This is a genomic window from Streptococcus sp. CF7_Ac1-12 (assembly GCF_024295905.1).
GTDB lineage: Bacteria > Bacillota > Bacilli > Lactobacillales > Streptococcaceae > Streptococcus > Streptococcus mitis_AP.
The window spans coordinates 20,100-38,095 of sequence record NZ_JANCPG010000019.1; the positions used below are offsets into that span (position 1 = coordinate 20,100).

At 39.1% G+C, this 17,996-nt stretch carries 11 protein-coding genes and 1 pseudogene; 10 read left to right on the forward strand and 2 right to left on the reverse strand.

Translation table 11 applies throughout. The features are described from left to right. From rpoD to NMM17_RS08705, 8 genes are all read left to right on the forward strand, one after another. Positions 1-1,110: an RNA polymerase sigma factor RpoD gene (rpoD, locus tag NMM17_RS08670; protein ID WP_004259586.1), complete on the forward strand. Its 1,110-nt coding sequence runs from the start codon at positions 1-3 to the stop codon at positions 1,108-1,110. 14 nt (positions 1,111-1,124) lie between these two features. Beyond that, on the forward strand, positions 1,125-1,454 hold the full coding sequence (locus NMM17_RS08675) for a metal-sulfur cluster assembly factor (RefSeq protein WP_000331925.1): 330 nt from the start codon (positions 1,125-1,127) through the stop codon (positions 1,452-1,454). Positions 1,455-1,569: 115 nt separating this feature from the next. Continuing rightward, entirely contained in the window at positions 1,570-2,613 is a 1,044-nt protein-coding gene (cpoA, locus tag NMM17_RS08680; protein WP_239822214.1) for an alpha-galactosylglucosyldiacylglycerol synthase, read from the forward strand. 15 nt (positions 2,614-2,628) lie between these two features. Further along, complete coding sequence (locus NMM17_RS08685) at positions 2,629-3,954, forward strand: glycosyltransferase family 4 protein (RefSeq protein WP_254754261.1); 1,326 nt, start codon at positions 2,629-2,631, stop codon at positions 3,952-3,954. 14 nt (positions 3,955-3,968) lie between these two features. Continuing rightward, positions 3,969-4,160 carry a PspC domain-containing protein gene (locus tag NMM17_RS08690; RefSeq protein WP_162489588.1) on the forward strand — a complete coding sequence of 64 codons (192 nt, stop codon included), beginning with the start codon at positions 3,969-3,971 and terminating at the stop codon, positions 4,158-4,160. Between the two features lie 58 nt (positions 4,161-4,218). Next, positions 4,219-4,353 (forward strand): DUF4044 domain-containing protein, encoded by a 135-nt coding sequence (locus NMM17_RS08695; protein WP_000863852.1) that lies wholly within the window; start codon positions 4,219-4,221, stop codon positions 4,351-4,353. A 63-nt stretch (positions 4,354-4,416) separates the two neighbouring features. After that, complete coding sequence (gene obgE / locus NMM17_RS08700; protein ID WP_000061647.1) at positions 4,417-5,727, forward strand: GTPase ObgE; 1,311 nt, start codon at positions 4,417-4,419, stop codon at positions 5,725-5,727. A 9-nt stretch (positions 5,728-5,736) separates the two neighbouring features. Further along, a complete protein-coding gene (locus NMM17_RS08705) occupies positions 5,737-5,895 on the forward strand; it encodes a hypothetical protein (protein WP_007284777.1) in 159 nt (52 codons plus the stop codon). A 43-nt stretch (positions 5,896-5,938) separates the two neighbouring features. On the opposite strand, the gene NMM17_RS08710 is transcribed toward NMM17_RS08705, so the two are convergent. After that, complete coding sequence (locus tag NMM17_RS08710; protein ID WP_033681854.1) at positions 5,939-6,409, reverse strand: arginine repressor; 471 nt, start codon at positions 6,407-6,409, stop codon at positions 5,939-5,941. 468 nt (positions 6,410-6,877) lie between these two features. Beyond that, the gene (locus tag NMM17_RS08715) at positions 6,878-9,160 is read right to left on the reverse strand and encodes a Xaa-Pro dipeptidyl-peptidase (RefSeq protein WP_254754262.1); all 2,283 of its coding nucleotides are present in this window, start codon (positions 9,158-9,160) and stop codon (positions 6,878-6,880) included. A 215-nt stretch (positions 9,161-9,375) separates the two neighbouring features. Between NMM17_RS08715 and NMM17_RS08720 the strand changes: the two genes are divergently transcribed. Both NMM17_RS08720 and NMM17_RS09675 read left to right on the forward strand, forming a co-directional pair. Then, complete coding sequence (locus NMM17_RS08720) at positions 9,376-16,260, forward strand: GEVED domain-containing protein (protein ID WP_254754263.1); 6,885 nt, start codon at positions 9,376-9,378, stop codon at positions 16,258-16,260. Positions 16,261-16,401: 141 nt separating this feature from the next. Further along, positions 16,402-17,996, forward strand: a pseudogene (locus NMM17_RS09675) (hypothetical protein); the annotation flags it as partial.

Genomic DNA, 17,996 nt, shown 5'->3' on the forward strand with positions numbered 1-17,996 from the left:
ATGGCAACAAAACAAAAAGAAGTAACAACATTTGACGTACAAGTAGCAGAATTTATCCGTAATCATAAACAAAAAGGGACAGCAACTGATGATGAAATCAATGCTAGTCTGGTGATTCCTTTTACCTTGGACGCTGATGGGATTGAAGATCTCTTGCAACGGATTCAGGATGCAGGAATTTCTATCACAGATAATGAAGGTAATCCAAGTGCGCGTGTTCTTAGTGCAGAAGAAGAACCAGAACTCAGTGACGAGGACTTGATTGGTTCAACTTCGGCTAAGGTTAATGACCCTGTCCGTATGTACTTGAAAGAAATCGGGGTCGTACCTCTCTTGACCAATGAAGAGGAAAAAGAATTGGCGCTTGCTGTTGAAGCGGGTGATATCGAAGCCAAACAACGTCTTGCGGAAGCCAACCTTCGTTTAGTTGTTTCTATTGCCAAACGCTATGTTGGCCGTGGTATGCAGTTCCTTGACTTGATTCAAGAAGGGAACATGGGCTTGATGAAGGCGGTTGACAAGTTTGATTATTCTAAAGGATTTAAGTTCTCAACTTATGCAACTTGGTGGATTCGTCAGGCTATCACCCGTGCTATTGCGGATCAAGCTCGTACTATCCGTATCCCAGTTCACATGGTTGAAACGATTAACAAGCTTGTTCGTGAACAGCGTAATCTCCTTCAAGAATTGGGACAAGATCCAACGCCAGAACAAATCGCTGAACGTATGGATATGACACCTGATAAGGTTCGTGAAATCTTGAAGATTGCTCAAGAACCGGTATCCCTTGAAACTCCTATTGGTGAAGAGGATGATAGTCACCTTGGGGACTTTATCGAAGATGAAGTGATTGAAAATCCAGTGGACTATACAACTCGTATCGTCTTGCGTGAGCAGTTGGATGAGGTCTTGGATACTCTTACAGACCGTGAAGAAAATGTTTTGCGTCTACGTTTTGGGCTAGATGATGGGAAAATGCGCACCCTTGAAGATGTGGGTAAAGTCTTTAACGTAACCCGTGAGCGTATCCGTCAGATTGAAGCTAAAGCTTTGAGAAAACTACGCCAACCAAGTCGCAGCAAACCGCTTCGTGATTTTATTGAAGACTAAGAGTGAGGATGAATATGGCTTATACAGAAGAGCAAATTGAAAATATCAAAACACGAATTTTATCAGCCTTGGAAGAAGTTATTGACCCTGAGTTGGGAATCGATATTGTCAATCTTGGTTTGATTTATGAGATTCGTTTTGACGGCGACACAGGACAAACAGAGATTGATATGACTTTGACAACCATGGGGTGTCCCCTGGCAGATCTTTTGACAGACCAGATTTATGATGCCATGACAGAGGTGCCAGAAGTAACGGATACTGAGGTTAAATTAGTCTGGTATCCAGCCTGGACTGTTGAAAAAATGAGTCGCTATGCACGCATTGCCCTTGGCATTAAGTAAACAAATAAAAGCATGTGAGAGATTATTGGAAAAGCGAGGAAATTTCCCCCTCTTTTCCTCTAGTCTCTCCTTTCTTTTGCTGATTTTATTCAAAGAAAATGATATAATAGTAGCTATGGAAAAAAAGAAATTACGCATCAATATGTTGAGTTCAAGTGAGAAAGTAGCAGGACAAGGAGTTTCAGGTGCCTACCGTGAATTAGTTCGTCTTCTTCACCGTGATGCCAAGGACCAATTGATTGTTACAGAAAATCTTCCAATCGAGGCAGATGTGACTCACTTTCATACGATTGATTTCCCCTATTATTTATCTACATTCCAAAAGAAACGTTCAGGGAGAAAAATTGGCTATGTGCATTTCTTGCCTGATACACTTGAGGGGAGTTTGAAAATTCCATTTTTCTTAAAGGGAATTGTCAAACGCTATGTATTTTCTTTTTACAACCGGATGGAGCACTTGGTTGTGGTTAATCCTATGTTTATCGAGGATTTGGTGGCAGCTGGTATTCCACGTGAAAAAGTGACCTATATTCCTAACTTTGTCAATAAGGAAAAATGGCATCCCCTTCCACAAGAAGAGGTAGCGAGTCTGCGAACAGAGCTAGGTCTTAGTGATAATCAGTTTATCGTAGTAGGTGCTGGTCAAGTTCAGAAACGCAAAGGTATTGACGATTTTATCCGTCTGGCTGAGGAATTGCCCCAAATTACCTTTATCTGGGCAGGTGGTTTCTCTTTTGGTGGTATGACAGATGGTTATGAACGTTACAAGAAAATCATGGAGAATCCCCCTAAAAATTTGATTTTTCCAGGTATTGTATCGCCAGAGCGGATGCGCGAATTGTATGCCCTAGCGGACCTTTTCTTGTTGCCTAGTTACAATGAACTCTTTCCTATGACTATCCTAGAAGCTGCTAGTTGTGAAGCTCCGATTATGTTGCGTGATTTGGATCTTTATAAGGTGATTTTGGAGGGAAATTATCGGGCTACAGCAGACAGAGAAGAGATGAAAGAAGCTATTCTGGAATATCAAGCGAATCCTGCTGCTTTAAAAGATTTGAAAGAAAAAGCTAAGAATATTTCTAGAGAGTATTCAGAAGAGCATCTGTTACAAATCTGGTTGGACTTTTATGAGAAACAAGCCGCTTTAGGGAGAAAGTAAAAAGTGAGGTAATCTATGCGAATTGGTTTATTTACAGATACCTATTTTCCTCAGGTTTCAGGTGTTGCGACCAGTATTCGGACCTTGAAAACAGAACTTGAAAAGCAGGGGCACGCTGTTTTTATCTTTACGACGACAGATAAGGATGTCAATCGTTATGAAGATTGGCAAATTATCCGCATTCCAAGTGTTCCTTTCTTTGCTTTTAAGGATCGTCGCTTTGCCTATCGAGGATTCAGTAAGGCGCTTGAAATTGCTAAACAGTATCAACTGGATATTATCCATACTCAGACAGAATTTTCTCTTGGTTTGTTGGGGATTTGGATTGCGCGTGAATTGAAGATTCCCGTTATTCATACCTATCACACCCAGTACGAAGACTATGTACATTATATTGCCAAGGGGATGTTGATTCGTCCTAGTATGGTCAAGTATCTGGTTAGAGGTTTTTTGCATGATGTGGATGGGGTGATTTGCCCGAGTGAGATTGTCCGAGACTTGCTATCTGACTATAAAGTCAAGGTTGAGAAAAGGGTCATTCCAACTGGGATTGAATTAGCTAAGTTTGAGCGTCCGGAAATCAAGCAGGAAAATTTGACAGAACTGCGTACTAAACTAGGAATTCAAGATGATGAAAAGATGTTGCTTAGTCTTTCCAGAATTTCCTATGAAAAAAATATTCAAGCAGTACTAGCAGCCTTTGCAGAAGTTCTGAAAGAAGAAGACAAGGTCAAACTGGTGGTAGCTGGGGATGGTCCTTATCTGGATGACCTCAAAGAGCAAGCCAAGAAACTAGAGATTCAAGACTACGTCATCTTTACAGGCATGATTGCTCCTAGTGAGACGGCTCTTTACTATAAGGCGGCGGATTTCTTCATCTCGGCATCGACAAGTGAAACGCAAGGTTTGACATACTTGGAAAGCTTAGCCAGTGGAACGCCTGTCATTGCTCATGGAAATCCTTATCTGGATAATCTTATCAGTGATAAAATGTTTGGAACCTTGTACTATGGGGAACATGATTTGGCTGGAGCTATTTTGGAAGCCCTGATTGCAACTCCAGATATGGATGAGCATACCTTATCAGAGAAATTGTACGAGATTTCAGCTGAGAACTTTGGAAAACGAGTGCATGAGTTTTATCTGGATGCCATTATTTCAAATAACTTCCAGAAAGATTTAGCAAAAGATGATACGGTCAGTCAGCGTATCTTTAAGACAGTTTTGTATCTACCGCAACAGGTGGTTGCTGTGCCTGTAAAAGGCTCTAGACGAATGCTGAGGGCTTCAAAAACACAGTTAATCAGCATCAGAGATTATTGGAAAGACCGTGAAGAATAGAAAGAGGAATAGCTATGAAAAAACAATTGATGAGAAGTGGTAGTGATCAAAAAATTGCTGGAGTATGTGCTGGGGTCGCAAATTATTTTGATATTGATCCGACTATTGTTCGTGTAATATGGGGTGTTCTTGCATTTTGTTATGGGGCAGGAATTGTAGCTTATATCATTTTATGGATTATTGCGCCAGTAGCAACTGACTATTGAAAACTAGCTAAATTCATGCTAAGATAATAGAAAATAGAATGTAACGAAGGAGATAAAAATGGCATTTGGAGATAATGGAAAACGTAAAAAAACGATGTTTGAGAAATTAACCTTGCTTATCGTACTTATCATGTTAGTAGCAAGTATTTTGGGTATTTTTGCAACTGCAATTGGTGCCCTCAGTAATCTATAAAATAGATTCAAGAAAATTTTGTGACTGGGATTTCCCAGCCCTTTTTTAAAGTGAGAAGAAAAAATGAGTATGTTTTTAGATACAGCCAAGATTAAGGTCAAGGCTGGTAATGGTGGCGATGGTATGGTTGCCTTTCGCCGTGAAAAATATGTCCCTAATGGCGGTCCTTGGGGTGGTGACGGTGGTCGTGGAGGTAATGTGGTCTTCGTTGTAGACGAAGGTCTACGTACTCTCATGGATTTCCGCTACAACCGTCATTTCAAGGCTGATTCTGGTGAAAAAGGAATGACCAAAGGGATGCATGGTCGTGGTGCTGAGGACCTTAGAGTTCGAGTGCCACAAGGTACGACCGTTCGTGATGCAGAGACTGGTAAGGTTTTGACAGATTTGATTGAACATGGTCAAGAATTTATCGTTGCCCACGGTGGTCGTGGTGGACGTGGAAATATTCGTTTCGCGACACCAAAAAATCCTGCACCGGAAATCTCTGAAAATGGAGAACCAGGTCAGGAACGCGAGTTACAATTGGAACTTAAAATCCTTGCGGATGTTGGTTTAGTAGGCTTTCCATCTGTAGGTAAATCGACACTTTTAAGTGTTATTACCTCAGCTAAACCAAAAATCGGTGCCTACCACTTTACCACTATTGTGCCAAATTTAGGTATGGTTCGTACCCAATCAGGTGAATCCTTTGCAGTAGCTGATTTACCAGGTTTGATTGAAGGTGCTAGTCAAGGTGTTGGTTTGGGAACCCAGTTCCTCCGTCACATTGAGCGTACACGTGTTATCCTTCATATTATTGATATGTCAGCTAGCGAAGGCCGTGATCCTTATGAGGATTATCTTGCCATCAATAAGGAGCTGGAGTCATATAATCTTCGTCTCATGGAGCGTCCACAGATTATTGTAGCTAATAAGATGGACATGCCTGAGAGTCAGGAAAATCTTGTAGAATTTAAGAAAAAATTAGCTGAAAACTACGATGAATTTGAAGAGTTACCAGCTATCTTTCCAATATCTGGTTTGACCAAGCAAGGGCTGGCAACGCTTTTGGATGCGACAGCTGAATTGTTAGATAAGACACCAGAATTCTTGCTCTACGACGAGTCAGATATGGAAGAAGAAGCTTACTATGGATTTGACGAGGAAGAAAAAGCCTTTGAAATTAGCCGTGATGACGATGCGACATGGGTACTTTCTGGTGAAAAACTCATGAAACTCTTTAATATGACCAACTTTGATCGTGATGAATCTGTCATGAAATTTGCCCGTCAGCTTCGTGGTATGGGGGTTGATGAAGCCCTTCGTGCGCGTGGTGCTAAGGATGGGGACTTGGTCCGCATTGGTAAATTTGAGTTTGAATTTGTAGACTAGGAGACTGATATGGGAGATAAACCGATATCTTTCCGAGATGCGGATGGCAACTTCGTTTCCGCCGCAGACGTTTGGAATGAAAAGAAATTGGAAGAACTGTTTAATCGTCTCAATCCAAATCGTGCCTTGAGATTGGCACGAACTAAAAAAGACAATCCATCTCAGTAAAATAGATAAAAAGATTCCGTGCCAGATCAGACACGGAATTTTGTTATTCTTCAAAGAAAAATGGTGGAGCGAATTTTTTCAGTTCTTCAAAGCATTTTTGGGCAGCTTCTGCATCTTCACAGATGACAAGACAGACATCATCGCCACAGAGGGTACCGATAGCATCAGGGAAGCTCAAAGCATCAATGATAGAACCAAAGGATTGAGCAAGGCCAGGAAGGGTTTTTAGTAGGACTTGGTGTTGAACTGGACGCATCAAGACAAGAGCATCTTCCATATAAATTTCGAGACGTTTTTCCCATTTTGAGGTTGAACCTGCATTGAGCACGTAGTAAGAGTTGTCTTCTTCTCGTACTTTTGAAAGGTTCATACTTTTAATATCTCTCGAAAGTGTAGCTTGTGTAACTTGAATATCATTATCGGCAAGAAGAGCTTGTAGCTCAGCTTGAGTATGAATTTTGTTTTTTGTTACAAGAGCTCGTATGAGTTGGTGTCGGTGTTCAGATTTATTCATAAAATGTTACTCCTTGTACTAGATATAAAAAACGTGGACTGAACGAGATTGTCAGTCGGGTGGTAAGCGGTATTGTCACGTATGATGATTTCAAAGTCAGTAGTATAGGACTAAACGGAGAGAATCTCCCTCTTTTCACTTGTCACTAGTTGGGTGGAGATGAATTGGCTCTCTATCCGTTTATTTACATTGGTGTCCTCTACTAACAGTAAATCACTCAATTAGGTTAGCCTTTTGTCACGACTTGTTGTGAATTTATGCCAAATGGCAATTCACAGAGATTATCCAACATGTGGTCTGGTAGCGAGTATTATAAGTGATTGCACATGTTGGTTAGGGTCTTAGTATCTTTTGTCCAAGATCCAGTTTTAGACATGTCATAGGTCTAGATTAGGATTGAATTTGATACCAAGTTTATGTGTAGTTTAACAGTTCAAATGGAAATAGTTCCATATTGAAAGTCTGATATTATACCTTTTGACAAGGTAGGATAAGACTAGACTGTTCAAGATCGACAGTCAGCTGGTAAGCGGTATTGTCACGGATGGTGATTTCAAAGTCAGTAGTATAGAGAACTAAACGAAGAATATCTCCTTCTTTTAGCTTATAAATAGTTGGTTGCAGTTTAAACTGGATATCCATCCATTCATCTGCAGTAATATCCTCTACCAACAGTAAATCATTTCTATTTTGTAAATTGAGATAGCCTTTTGTCACGACTCGTTGCGCATTTTCACGAAATGGCAATTCACAGAGATTTTCCAACATGTGATAGCGACCGTTGTCAATGGTTCTAGCACTTAAAACAGCTGGATAAGGTTGTAGATATTTCTTTTGTCCAAGTTCCAGTAGTTGGGCCGATAAGAGCCCCTTATTGGTACTAGATTTAATACGAAGATTGAGCTGAGCGCGACCGTTCAGGTGGAGGTTCTTGGTTACAGGAAGGTCAATAGTAATTTGATTGGCTTTCCCTTGATAGAGGTCTGTATTAAAGGTCTGGTATGTTTTACCATAGCGCTCAAAATCCTTATCTGGGTACTGGTTTTGAATGACTTGCTCTTCTTGACCAAGTGAGAAAGTTTCTGAGCTTTCCTGATTACCAAAATCATCAAGAGTCTGCCAAGTCTGAGGAGCTGTATTGTCCTGCCAGATAACGGTCGGAAGTTGGAAATTTGTATCTTGTCCCAATAATTTCTTAGTCAGTAAGGCGTTCATAGATTCACGGAAGTCAATGGACTGCCAGTTGTTCATATAAACATGGGCACCATTATGGAAAAAGAGATGCTTATTGATATGAGCTGGAAGAGCATGGAACATCTGGTAAACATGAAGTGGTTTGACATTCCAATCCTGTGAACCGTGGGTAAAGACAACCTCAGCCTTTACTTTATGGGCATTGAGCAGATAATTGCGGTCATGCCAAAACTGATTGTAATCGCCAGACTTGCGATCCAGTTGCTCTTTTACTTTTTCCAAATCAGCTTGGTGAGCCTCATTACCACGAATATAGTCGCCAGCTAAGAGATTACGAGAGTAGGTTAGTTCAGCAAGGGAGTCAAAGTCCTCACCTGGATAACCACCTGGGCTAGTGACCAGACCGTTTTCACGGTAGTAGTTATACCATGAAGAAATGCCAGCCTCGGCAATGATGACTTCTAAACCATCGACACCTGTAGTCGCAAGACCATTGGACATGGTACCAAGATAGGAAAGTCCAGTTGTGGCCACTTTTCCGTTTGACCAGTCAGCCTTGACTTGACGCTGGCGCGTGTGATCAGTAAAGGCACGGCAACGACCATTGAGCCAATCGATAACATTTTTATAAGCCTCGATTTGTTGGTAGTCCCCGTTAGTCATGAAACCTGTCGAGTCTTTGGTACCAACACCTGAAACATATAGATTAGCAAAACCACGTGGAAGGAAGTAGTCGTTGAGACTATAGCTAGCGTTGATGTGAGTTAGCTTTTCCTCCGCCTCTGCTACAAGCTCGGCTTGACCTTGGGCTTGGATGAGATTTAGTTGAGGTTCTTCTAGCTCAATCTTGTGAGCAGGTTTAACCTCGAGTTCGCCCTCCATCTTGTAGAGAGCCTTGTCGCTAGCTTTATCATTTGTTCCCTGATGATAAGGACTCGCTGTCATGATAGCAGGGATTTGCCCGTCATAACGAGGACGAATAATGCTGACCTTGACTAAGTTTGGTAGACCTTTTTGGTCAGTATCGACACGAGACTCAACGTAAACGACTTCTCGAATGACATCATGGCTAGAAAAAGTAGCCAAACTCTTACCGTTAAAGTAGTGATAGTCATTATCCTCAGGAATAAGACCGTCACTGACAAGTTGGTCGATAAGAGTGTTCCCCTTTTTGGTGCGAGTATTGAGTAACTGATAGAGATTTTCAATCAAGTCACCGTATACAATAGGAAATCCAGTCTCTTTACGAAAAACTTCACTGTCTTCGAAGTCAACCAAATAAGAAAAGCCTAAAAGTTGAAAAGCCACAGTATAAAAAATATCTGCAGTCAACTCTTTATCTGATTGAAAAAATGCCAATAAGTCAGTTTCTGTATCAACTGCTAAACTGGATAGAGGATAGAAGCTGTTTTTAAAATTAAAAAAGAAACGAATAAGAAACGCTTCAAGCATTTGTTTATTTGTAATGTTGACTGGTAAATCAAATCCATACTTTTTTAATTCAAAGATAATTGTATCTCTAGATAGCGCTAAATAGCTGAATTGATTAAAACGCATAGAACCTCCAGTGAAATTATACTTTAATTTATTATATCAAAAAATTAAAAAAATACCAAAGATAAAATCAAAAACAACAAAAAAACTATTAATATATATATATATATATATATATATATAATTATTTTTCTTGAACTGATAGTGTTTTTGTGATAAAATATATACTATGTAATTGTAACTTGCGGTTACATAATTAAAAAAGGAAAGTTAACATTATGTATAAATCAAAAAGACAAAAAAATAAATCTTTTGATTGGTATGGCTTAAGCCAACGTTTCTCTATTCGTAAGTACCATTTTGGTGCTGCGAGTGTGTTGTTGGGGACAGCCTTGATTTTGGGTGCTGCCCAAACGACTGCCAAGGCAGAAGAAGCAACTACTGAAAATAAAACAGAAGCCGTAACCCCTACTTCAAAAGATGCTGAGGCGGCAGCTACTCCGGCTAATGTGACCTTGCCAGCTACTGAAGCTACAACAGGTGCTCCTGTTCTAGATAAAAAAGAATTGAGCGAAGAAGAAATCGCGAAGTTAGCTGCTGAAGTATCTAAAAAGGATGAAAAAGCATCTGAAACAGCTACAGCTGAAAAAACAGAAGTATCTGACAAAGAAAAAGCAACACTAACTGCTCCTTCAACAGACAAAAAAGTTGATAAAACAGTTGATGAAAAAGTTGATAAAAAGCATGAAAAGAAAGCAGAAAATCCAATTACTGCTACTAAAACTGTCCTTGAACAGTTGACATCTGAAGCAGAAGTATTGAACACAAGTGCCTCAAACTTTGCGGATAAAAAAACAGAAGATAAAGCTGGAAAAGAAGCAATTGCAGCTGCAGTAGCAGCGGCCAAAGTGGAAATTGCGGCATCTAAGAAAGTTCTCAACGAGAAAGATGTTACCGCTGAACAATTGAATCTTCAACTCCAACGTATCTCAACTGCTATCGAAGCTGTTTACGCTACGATGAAACGTGCAGGACATATTGGTAAGGTTGAGGCGGTGTTGGCTGGGGAAACAACTACAGTACCTGCTACTAATAAACCAATCAACTTAGTACCTGTTGTAAATCCATCAAAATTAACAGATTATGAAGTAGCTGCGGTTGAGAAAGAAATCCGTACAGCTAACCCTGGTTTAACTTCTGAAGATAAAATTAAAGTAGTTCAAATTACAAACCCAGGTGTTGAAGTTGCAGGGACAGCCACTGTTACTTATGCTAATGGGGCATCAGTAACATTTGATTCAGCAGATACAATTGTATCAACAGCAGGGGTGAAAAATCTAGAACAACTTTCAGATTCTATTAACTGGTTTAACTTCGCTGTGGCGACGATTACATATACTGATGGTTCGGTAGCGTCACCTATTAGATACTATGATCCGAATACTACATATAATCCTAAAGCAGGTGAAAGTAGTGCTGTTCAAGTTACAGACAATGACGGAAAATTACAAAAACATCTTACTGCAACTACAGGGTCTACAGGACGTACATTTGATGGATATTTCCAAATGTATCGTGAAGTGACTCTTGGTAGAGATTATGTTGTAGATGGTGTTACTTATACAAAAGGTACTAAATTTAAATCTACTGATGATACTTATTTGAAAATGGGTATTTCAAAATATGAACAACATATTTACATCGGTGGAGGAGCGCAAAATAACGGTGAAATTTATGAAGCTCTTCAAGTAGGAATGAAACTTTCTGTACCTACTCGTGTAGAAGGTTATACTCTAAATGCTACTGTAACGAAACTAGCACCAAAAGAAGTAAAAACTAACAGGATAGTTAGAGATCAACTTCATGATGAAGGGAATAGACTCTTCTATTATCCTGGTGTAGGTGGTGTTGGTGTAACTAGTAAAATGGGTCAAATGGCAGCTGCAGCTGATGGAGGAGGAGCGCATGTTGATGTCTTACTGACTGCTCAGGATAAACAATATAGTTATCTGCGTAAGGCAGGTATAGCTACAACTTACCGTGAATTTCAAGAAGGAGATAAACCTGAGAATCCGACGGGACCTCTTCGTGAAGGATTAACTGCAATCAGTTCCTCTCGTGACCAATCAAACTTTGGTGTTACATTTGCTTTATCTGCTACTTATAATGGACAGCCGGTAGATGTTAATGCTATCGTTGCCGATGCTGATGAATCAGGAGCTAAAGAGTATTCACAGTTTGAAACAGATGGATCAAATTGGGAAAAGTTCATGGAAGTTCATTGGGATAACAGACGAGTTGATAATAATGGGAAAGCTATTGAAGACAGCAATAGAAGTCTTGTTTTATTAGATAAAAATGGTAATACCTATATTGACTCAAAAGGAAATCCAATCTTTATCAATACGAATGCAGAACCAACAAGAACAACTGTAGTAGAAAATGGACAACAAGTTGTGAAATTCTACTATGAAACAGCAGATGGTTATAAAGTATTTGTGTCAGATAAGACACATAGTCCTATTTACGATGAAAATGGGGAACACCCTTCTATTCAAGATGCAAATGGGAATAAAATTACGACAGTTGCAGAAGGAAGAGTGGTTACTCTAGCTGATCGAAGTCGCCAAATCCTTGATGTTGAAGGACGTAAAATTTTATCAGGAATAAGTGGGGATACATTGCGAGCTACTTTTATTCTTCCAGCAGGGGTTAAAACATTTGCTTTTGAACCACTACCTAATGATAAAACAAAGAGATTATTGTATGATACAACTGATGGTAAACATGAACAAATTACTCGAGATTACTACGGTAGATCAATCATGTATTCTGCCACTGAGGTTGACGGTAGACTTGCTTGGACTGATAGTAACAAAACAACCTACTATACGGAATATAAATTATCTAATCCAGTCAAAAACGCTGTAACGTTATCTGATCTTGCCACTAACCCGAACTATAGAAGAGATTTTGGGGATCGTGGATTTGAAACGAGAGAGTGGATGCCAGAATCTGTATATGGAAATAAGCAGTTTGGATCGATTATTACAGCATTAGATACTAATAACAAATTACCTATAGCCTTATCACAAGGGGTTCAGAACTTATCATTCTATGGGAATTCTCAAAGTTCGGTGTCAGGTTTTGTAGGATTTATTATTTATGATGGAGGAGATGCTCCGGAGTCTTACGGTTCAGCTCAACACATTATTGGTAACTTTAATAAAACTGTAAATAAAAGAGAAGTAACAGCGACTCAACCATACTTAGGAGATACACCAGCAGATACAGACTTCCGTTCAACTGCGAAAGAAAAATCTGGAAATTGGGTACTTGATGACTTAGTTCATACAGAAAAATATCATGAAGAATCACTAGGCGCTGGAGAAACAGACCCTGTTAACCAAGTTCAAGTAACAAACCAAAAAGGTGTGACAGGTACATTCTTGATTACTGCTAATGGTAATGCGGTTATCAGAAAAGCTGATGGTTCTCAGGTAGAAGTAAAACAAGGTGATATACTACAAAAAACAAATCCAGAAACTGGAATTCCTGTAGTCGGTATCTATAACCACGCGACTCGTTCGCTTGGTGTGGGTGCTCTTCCAGATGAAGGATTAGGACAGTTAATAGACCCTGAAGCTACTGATGAACAAGGGAATAAAGTTGGTAATGACTATACACTTCGTCAAGCGAATGGCACATCTTACGTTCTTTATGGAGTTAAAGCTAACACAGGTTTAAATAATGATAAAGCCTATATTCGTGGGTGGGTAGACTTCAACGGAAATGGAAAATTTGATCCTAACGAATCATCAGAAGTTGTTACAGTAACACCAGATAAGAAAACTTATAACATCGTCTTCAAAAACACACCACAATTATTAGATACTTCTATCGATAAAGCTGGAGTACGTTTACGTATCGCTTTAGATGAAAAAGATATTCAGGAACCTACTGGAGTAGCAGGTTCTGGGGAAGTAGAAGACTTTCAAACTCACGTAATTCACTTCCCACGTGGTACAAAACACACTACAAAAAACTACCAAGGTGAAGTTCAAAAAGTTAAATTACCAACAGTAGGTATGTTTGTTGCCAATGGTAAGACAAAAGAATCTAACTATGAACGTTGGGCTCAAATCAACAATAAAGAATTACTGCCGAAAATTGTCTTAACAGATAAGATGGTAGCATCTACAGAAGCAGTAGATTTAGCAACAGCTGAATTACCATCTAACTACCGTAAAGAAAATGGAACAGTATATGTTGAGAAAAATGACGTAACAGTTTACCAAGGTACATTAGTAAAAGTTAAAGATAAAAATAATAAAGAATTAGGTACAGCTATTCAGGTAGTAAACCCTAATAATGGTAGAACTGAATACTTAATGACTGAGTATACAGAATATGATACAGCAGGAAATAAAGTAGGTACTTACCGTATTAATCCAAGTAGTGATGCAACTCAAAATGGTAAAAATACTGAACTTGCAGCAGGGGTATACGAAACAACAATAGAATTCACTCCAGACCCAAGATATGTAGGTACAGCTCGTGGTATTGCAGTTCGTGCATGGGATGACAATAACTCGTCTACAGGATGGGAAGCAACACAACCAATAATCGATTACTCTGCTACTTCTGACTTATTAGCTGATAAAGATAAGATTCACGGAAATAGTAATGATGGTGTAAATGGATATAAATCTATGGATACATCATACATCCCTACTGTAGTTGACATTAAACCGGTCGGTAAAGATGAAATGACAACTGACACTCAAGGTAAACCTCAATCAGCAACACCAAAAATTCCAGATCATGGAACAGTAGAATCAATTACTGACTCTAAAATTGATGAATCAGCAGTTTCTAAAGAACACGTATTAATCGATAGAAAACAACCTGTTAAGTTTGCAACTGAAAAAGCAATTCCAGGTAAAACGTATACTAAAGATACTAAAGTAGATAAAGAAACAGTAGTTACTTATGAAAATGGTGGAACAGAAACGTTTAAACCAGCAGATAAGGTGCCGAGAAATACTAATATTGCTGAAACTCAAAACTTTGTAATTACAGGCTCAGGTGGTGTAACAGTAAGTAATGTTCGTATTGCTAGAGGAACATTCAATGATAACCAAGTGCCAGCAGGAGCAATTCTTGAAGGCTCTAGACCAATAGCTGCGGCTCAAGTAACAGTACTTAGAAATGGTACGGAAGTTACAGTTAATGCTGGTGGATATTTGGAAAAAGGTGATAAATTAGTTACTCCACTTCGAATTGATGGTGGAAACCAAACAACTACATGGAAGCTTACTCTACAAAAAGGTGACTTCATACCAAAAACATCACAAAATATCACACCAAGATTAGCAGAAGAAACAAGTGTTGATAAATTGATTGATAAAAAAGGTGAATCAGTAACTCTTGGAGGAAATGACTACGTTAACCACAATGACATTATCCTTAAAGGTACTAAGACTGCTCCTACATACGTAAGTCTACAGACTGAAACACTACCTAATGCAACACATGTTGATCCAACTACTGGTGTAGTAACTACTGTTCCACGTCGTTATACAACGATAACAGAAAATAAAATTGTTATTGAAAACGAGGGTACATATACTTTAGAATCAGTTGCCGATGCAAATGGAAATTATGGTGATGCTAAAGTTACATTTACCCCAGATCCTAAATTCGTTGGTGTTGGTACAGGTGTAACACTTAGACAGCCAGATATAGATTACAATAATCGTGTAGATGGAGATAAAGTAACATCACGTTATGGTACTGACTATGGACATGCTAAATATACTCCAGTCGTAACTCCAGACTTATCTGCTACAATCACTCGTAAGATTCACTATGTATACGAAGGTGATAAGAGTACAGCAGCTGCAGATAAGAAACCAATCTTAACAATCGATGATAAACCGGTAGTAAATGAACAAACATTAACTTACAACCGTGACTACATCGTTATGGAAAAAGATGGAGCAACTGAAAAAGATATCAAAGTTGCTAATGCAATGACTCTTGATGCTCCAATTACAATCAAACGTGTTGTTACTGAAAACAACCAAGCGGTTGAAAAAGAAATTACCACAAATACTCTTCAACCAGGTGACGAAGTGAAAGCTGGTACTCAGTTAAAAGCTGGTACAGTGATTATCGGAGCATGGAAACCAATTAATGATGAAAATGCTAAGTTCACACCAATCATCTCACCAGTTCTTAAAGGATACACTGCAGAAGTACAATTGCCAGCAACAGAGTATACTAAGAAAGATACTAATGGTGTTCAAACTTACGTTCGTAATGCGAATAATACACCAGCGGGTATTTATACTCCATCAGCGCCAGGTGGAACTGTTGATACTGTAAACGTAGGTGCTTACGAGCCTTTAGTATCAGTAGTTCGTGCAGACGATCAAGATAACTTCGATGTATATGTATACTATAAAGCTGATAAACAAAAAGCGAATGTTGTCTATATCGACTTAGATGAAAAAGGCGACAAACGTGTACTTGAAACGCAATCAGGAACTAAAGCGACAGAATTACCAACAGGAACAACTCAAGATCCTAAAACAACTTATGGTGTTGAAAAATTATCTGGTGAATCTGCTTCAACAATTCCTTATGACACAGCAGATACAATTAAGAAATATACAGATAAAGGTTATGAACTAGATTCTGATGACTATAAGAATGATGAAAAAGGTAAAGTATTAGCTGATGGACGTAAGTTCGATGAAGATTCAAGTGTTGACCAAACATTCTACGTATACCTACGTCACAAAAAAGAGCAATTATCAACTAACGACAAACGTACAGTAACACGTCATATTGAATACAAATACGCAGATACTACGGATGTTCCAGCTGATAAGAGAGGTCAACATGTTGAGGAAGCGTTAGCCAAGACAGTTACAGAGGTATTAACATTCGAACGTACTCGTACACTTGACATGGCTACTACAGCTAAATTGTTCGAAAATGAATACAATGCTTATAAAGCAGTATTAGCCAACAACGCAGTAGGAAGTGACGCTGAAGTTGATGCTCGTGCTACATTGTTTGAATTTGTACAAGGTGAAGTCAACAAACCAACAGCTACTGATGAAGTGAAATCAATCATCAGCTATGGTGAATAGCAAGCTAAACCAGGTACAGGTGAAAATATCACATTAAGTGCAGCAGAGAAAACGATCAAAGATACTAAATTCAATGATGTAGTTTCTCCAACAGTACCAGGTTACTTACCAGACAACGCTAAAGTAGAAGCAACTGCGGATGTGAACCCTGAATCAGATCCAGATGATTACACTGTAACAGTTACTTACTCACCAGGAGACCAAAAAGCAATCGTTAACTTCGTAGAAGTAGATGCTAATGATAGTAACCAAGTGATCACTCCAGGTCTTGCAGATCCAGTGACGATTACAGGTAAATCAGGAGCAGCATTCCCAACTACAGCGAGTGCCTCGGTTCAAGCGAAAATTGATGAGCTTGTTAAGAAAGGTTATGAGTTAGTAGATAATGGAAATGGATTTGTAGCGACTGATAGCTTCGATACAAATGCTGATGTAGATCAAACTTACACAGTTAAACTACGTGCTAAGACAGCTCCAGTAGTACCAACTAATGATGTAACTCCAGTTCCAGGTCAACCAGTAGATCCAAATAATCCAACTGGACCAAAATGGCCTGAATCAGTTAAGAACCTAGTTAACAAAGATACTGTAAAACGTACAATCAAGTATGTATACGAAGATGGAACGCCAGTAATTGATCCAGCAACGGTTGCACAAAAAGTAGTAGAACAAACTGCAGAATTCACACGTACAGCAAATGTTAACTTAGTAACAGGAGACATTACTTACGGAGATTGGACACCAGCGAAGGAACTTGTGGCAGTAGCGTCACCAACAGCAACTGATATTCCAGCGGTAGCAAACTATATCGTAAGTACAGCAACAGTACCAGCGGTAACAGTTGCGGCAGAAGCAGATGATATCACAGAAACAGTAGTATATCGTAAAGCTAAACCAGTAACGATTACACCAACTGATAATGTTCCAAATGATGATCCAAGTACACCAGTAGATCCTAATAACCCAATTCAACCAAATAAACCAATTGATCCAAACAATCCAGATGGACCAAAATGGACTAAAGACTTGATTGATAAGTTAAGAGATGCTCGTTCAGAAACAGTAACACGTACAATTACGTACAAATACTCAGATGTAACAAGTGAACTAAAAGCTGAAGACGCTGCTAAAGCAGGTCAACCAGCAGCTGACACAGTTACAAACACAGTAACATTCAAACGCCCAGTAACAATCGATCCAATTACAAAAGAATTCACTTATGGAGATTGGGTAGCTACAAATGGAACTACATTAGCAGGTAAAGCTGATCTTCCAGCAGTAGCAGGATATGTTGCAACTGGTGATGTAGAAGCTTCTAAGAAAGATGTAACTGACGTTAAAGCAACTGATAAAGATATTACTGAAAATGTAGTCTACAAAACAGTAGGTAAATATGTACCAGTAATTCCAGATGGAATCACACCTCCTGCAAATACAAACGTAGATCCAAAACCTTATAACAATGATCCACAAGATGGTTCAAAAGTTAAAGATCCAGATCCAACGAACCCAGTGGTACCAGGAACAACAACACCAATCGTTCCACAAATCCCAGGAACTACACCAGTAGGACCAGATGGAAAACCATTGAAACCAGTTGATTCAAACGATCTAAGTAAAGGATACGTACCACCAACACCAACAGATCCAACGAAAGATACATCAATTATCTACGTTAAAGACGGATCACAAGTAGCGGTAGTACACTTTGTGGATGAAAAAGGTAACTCAGTAAA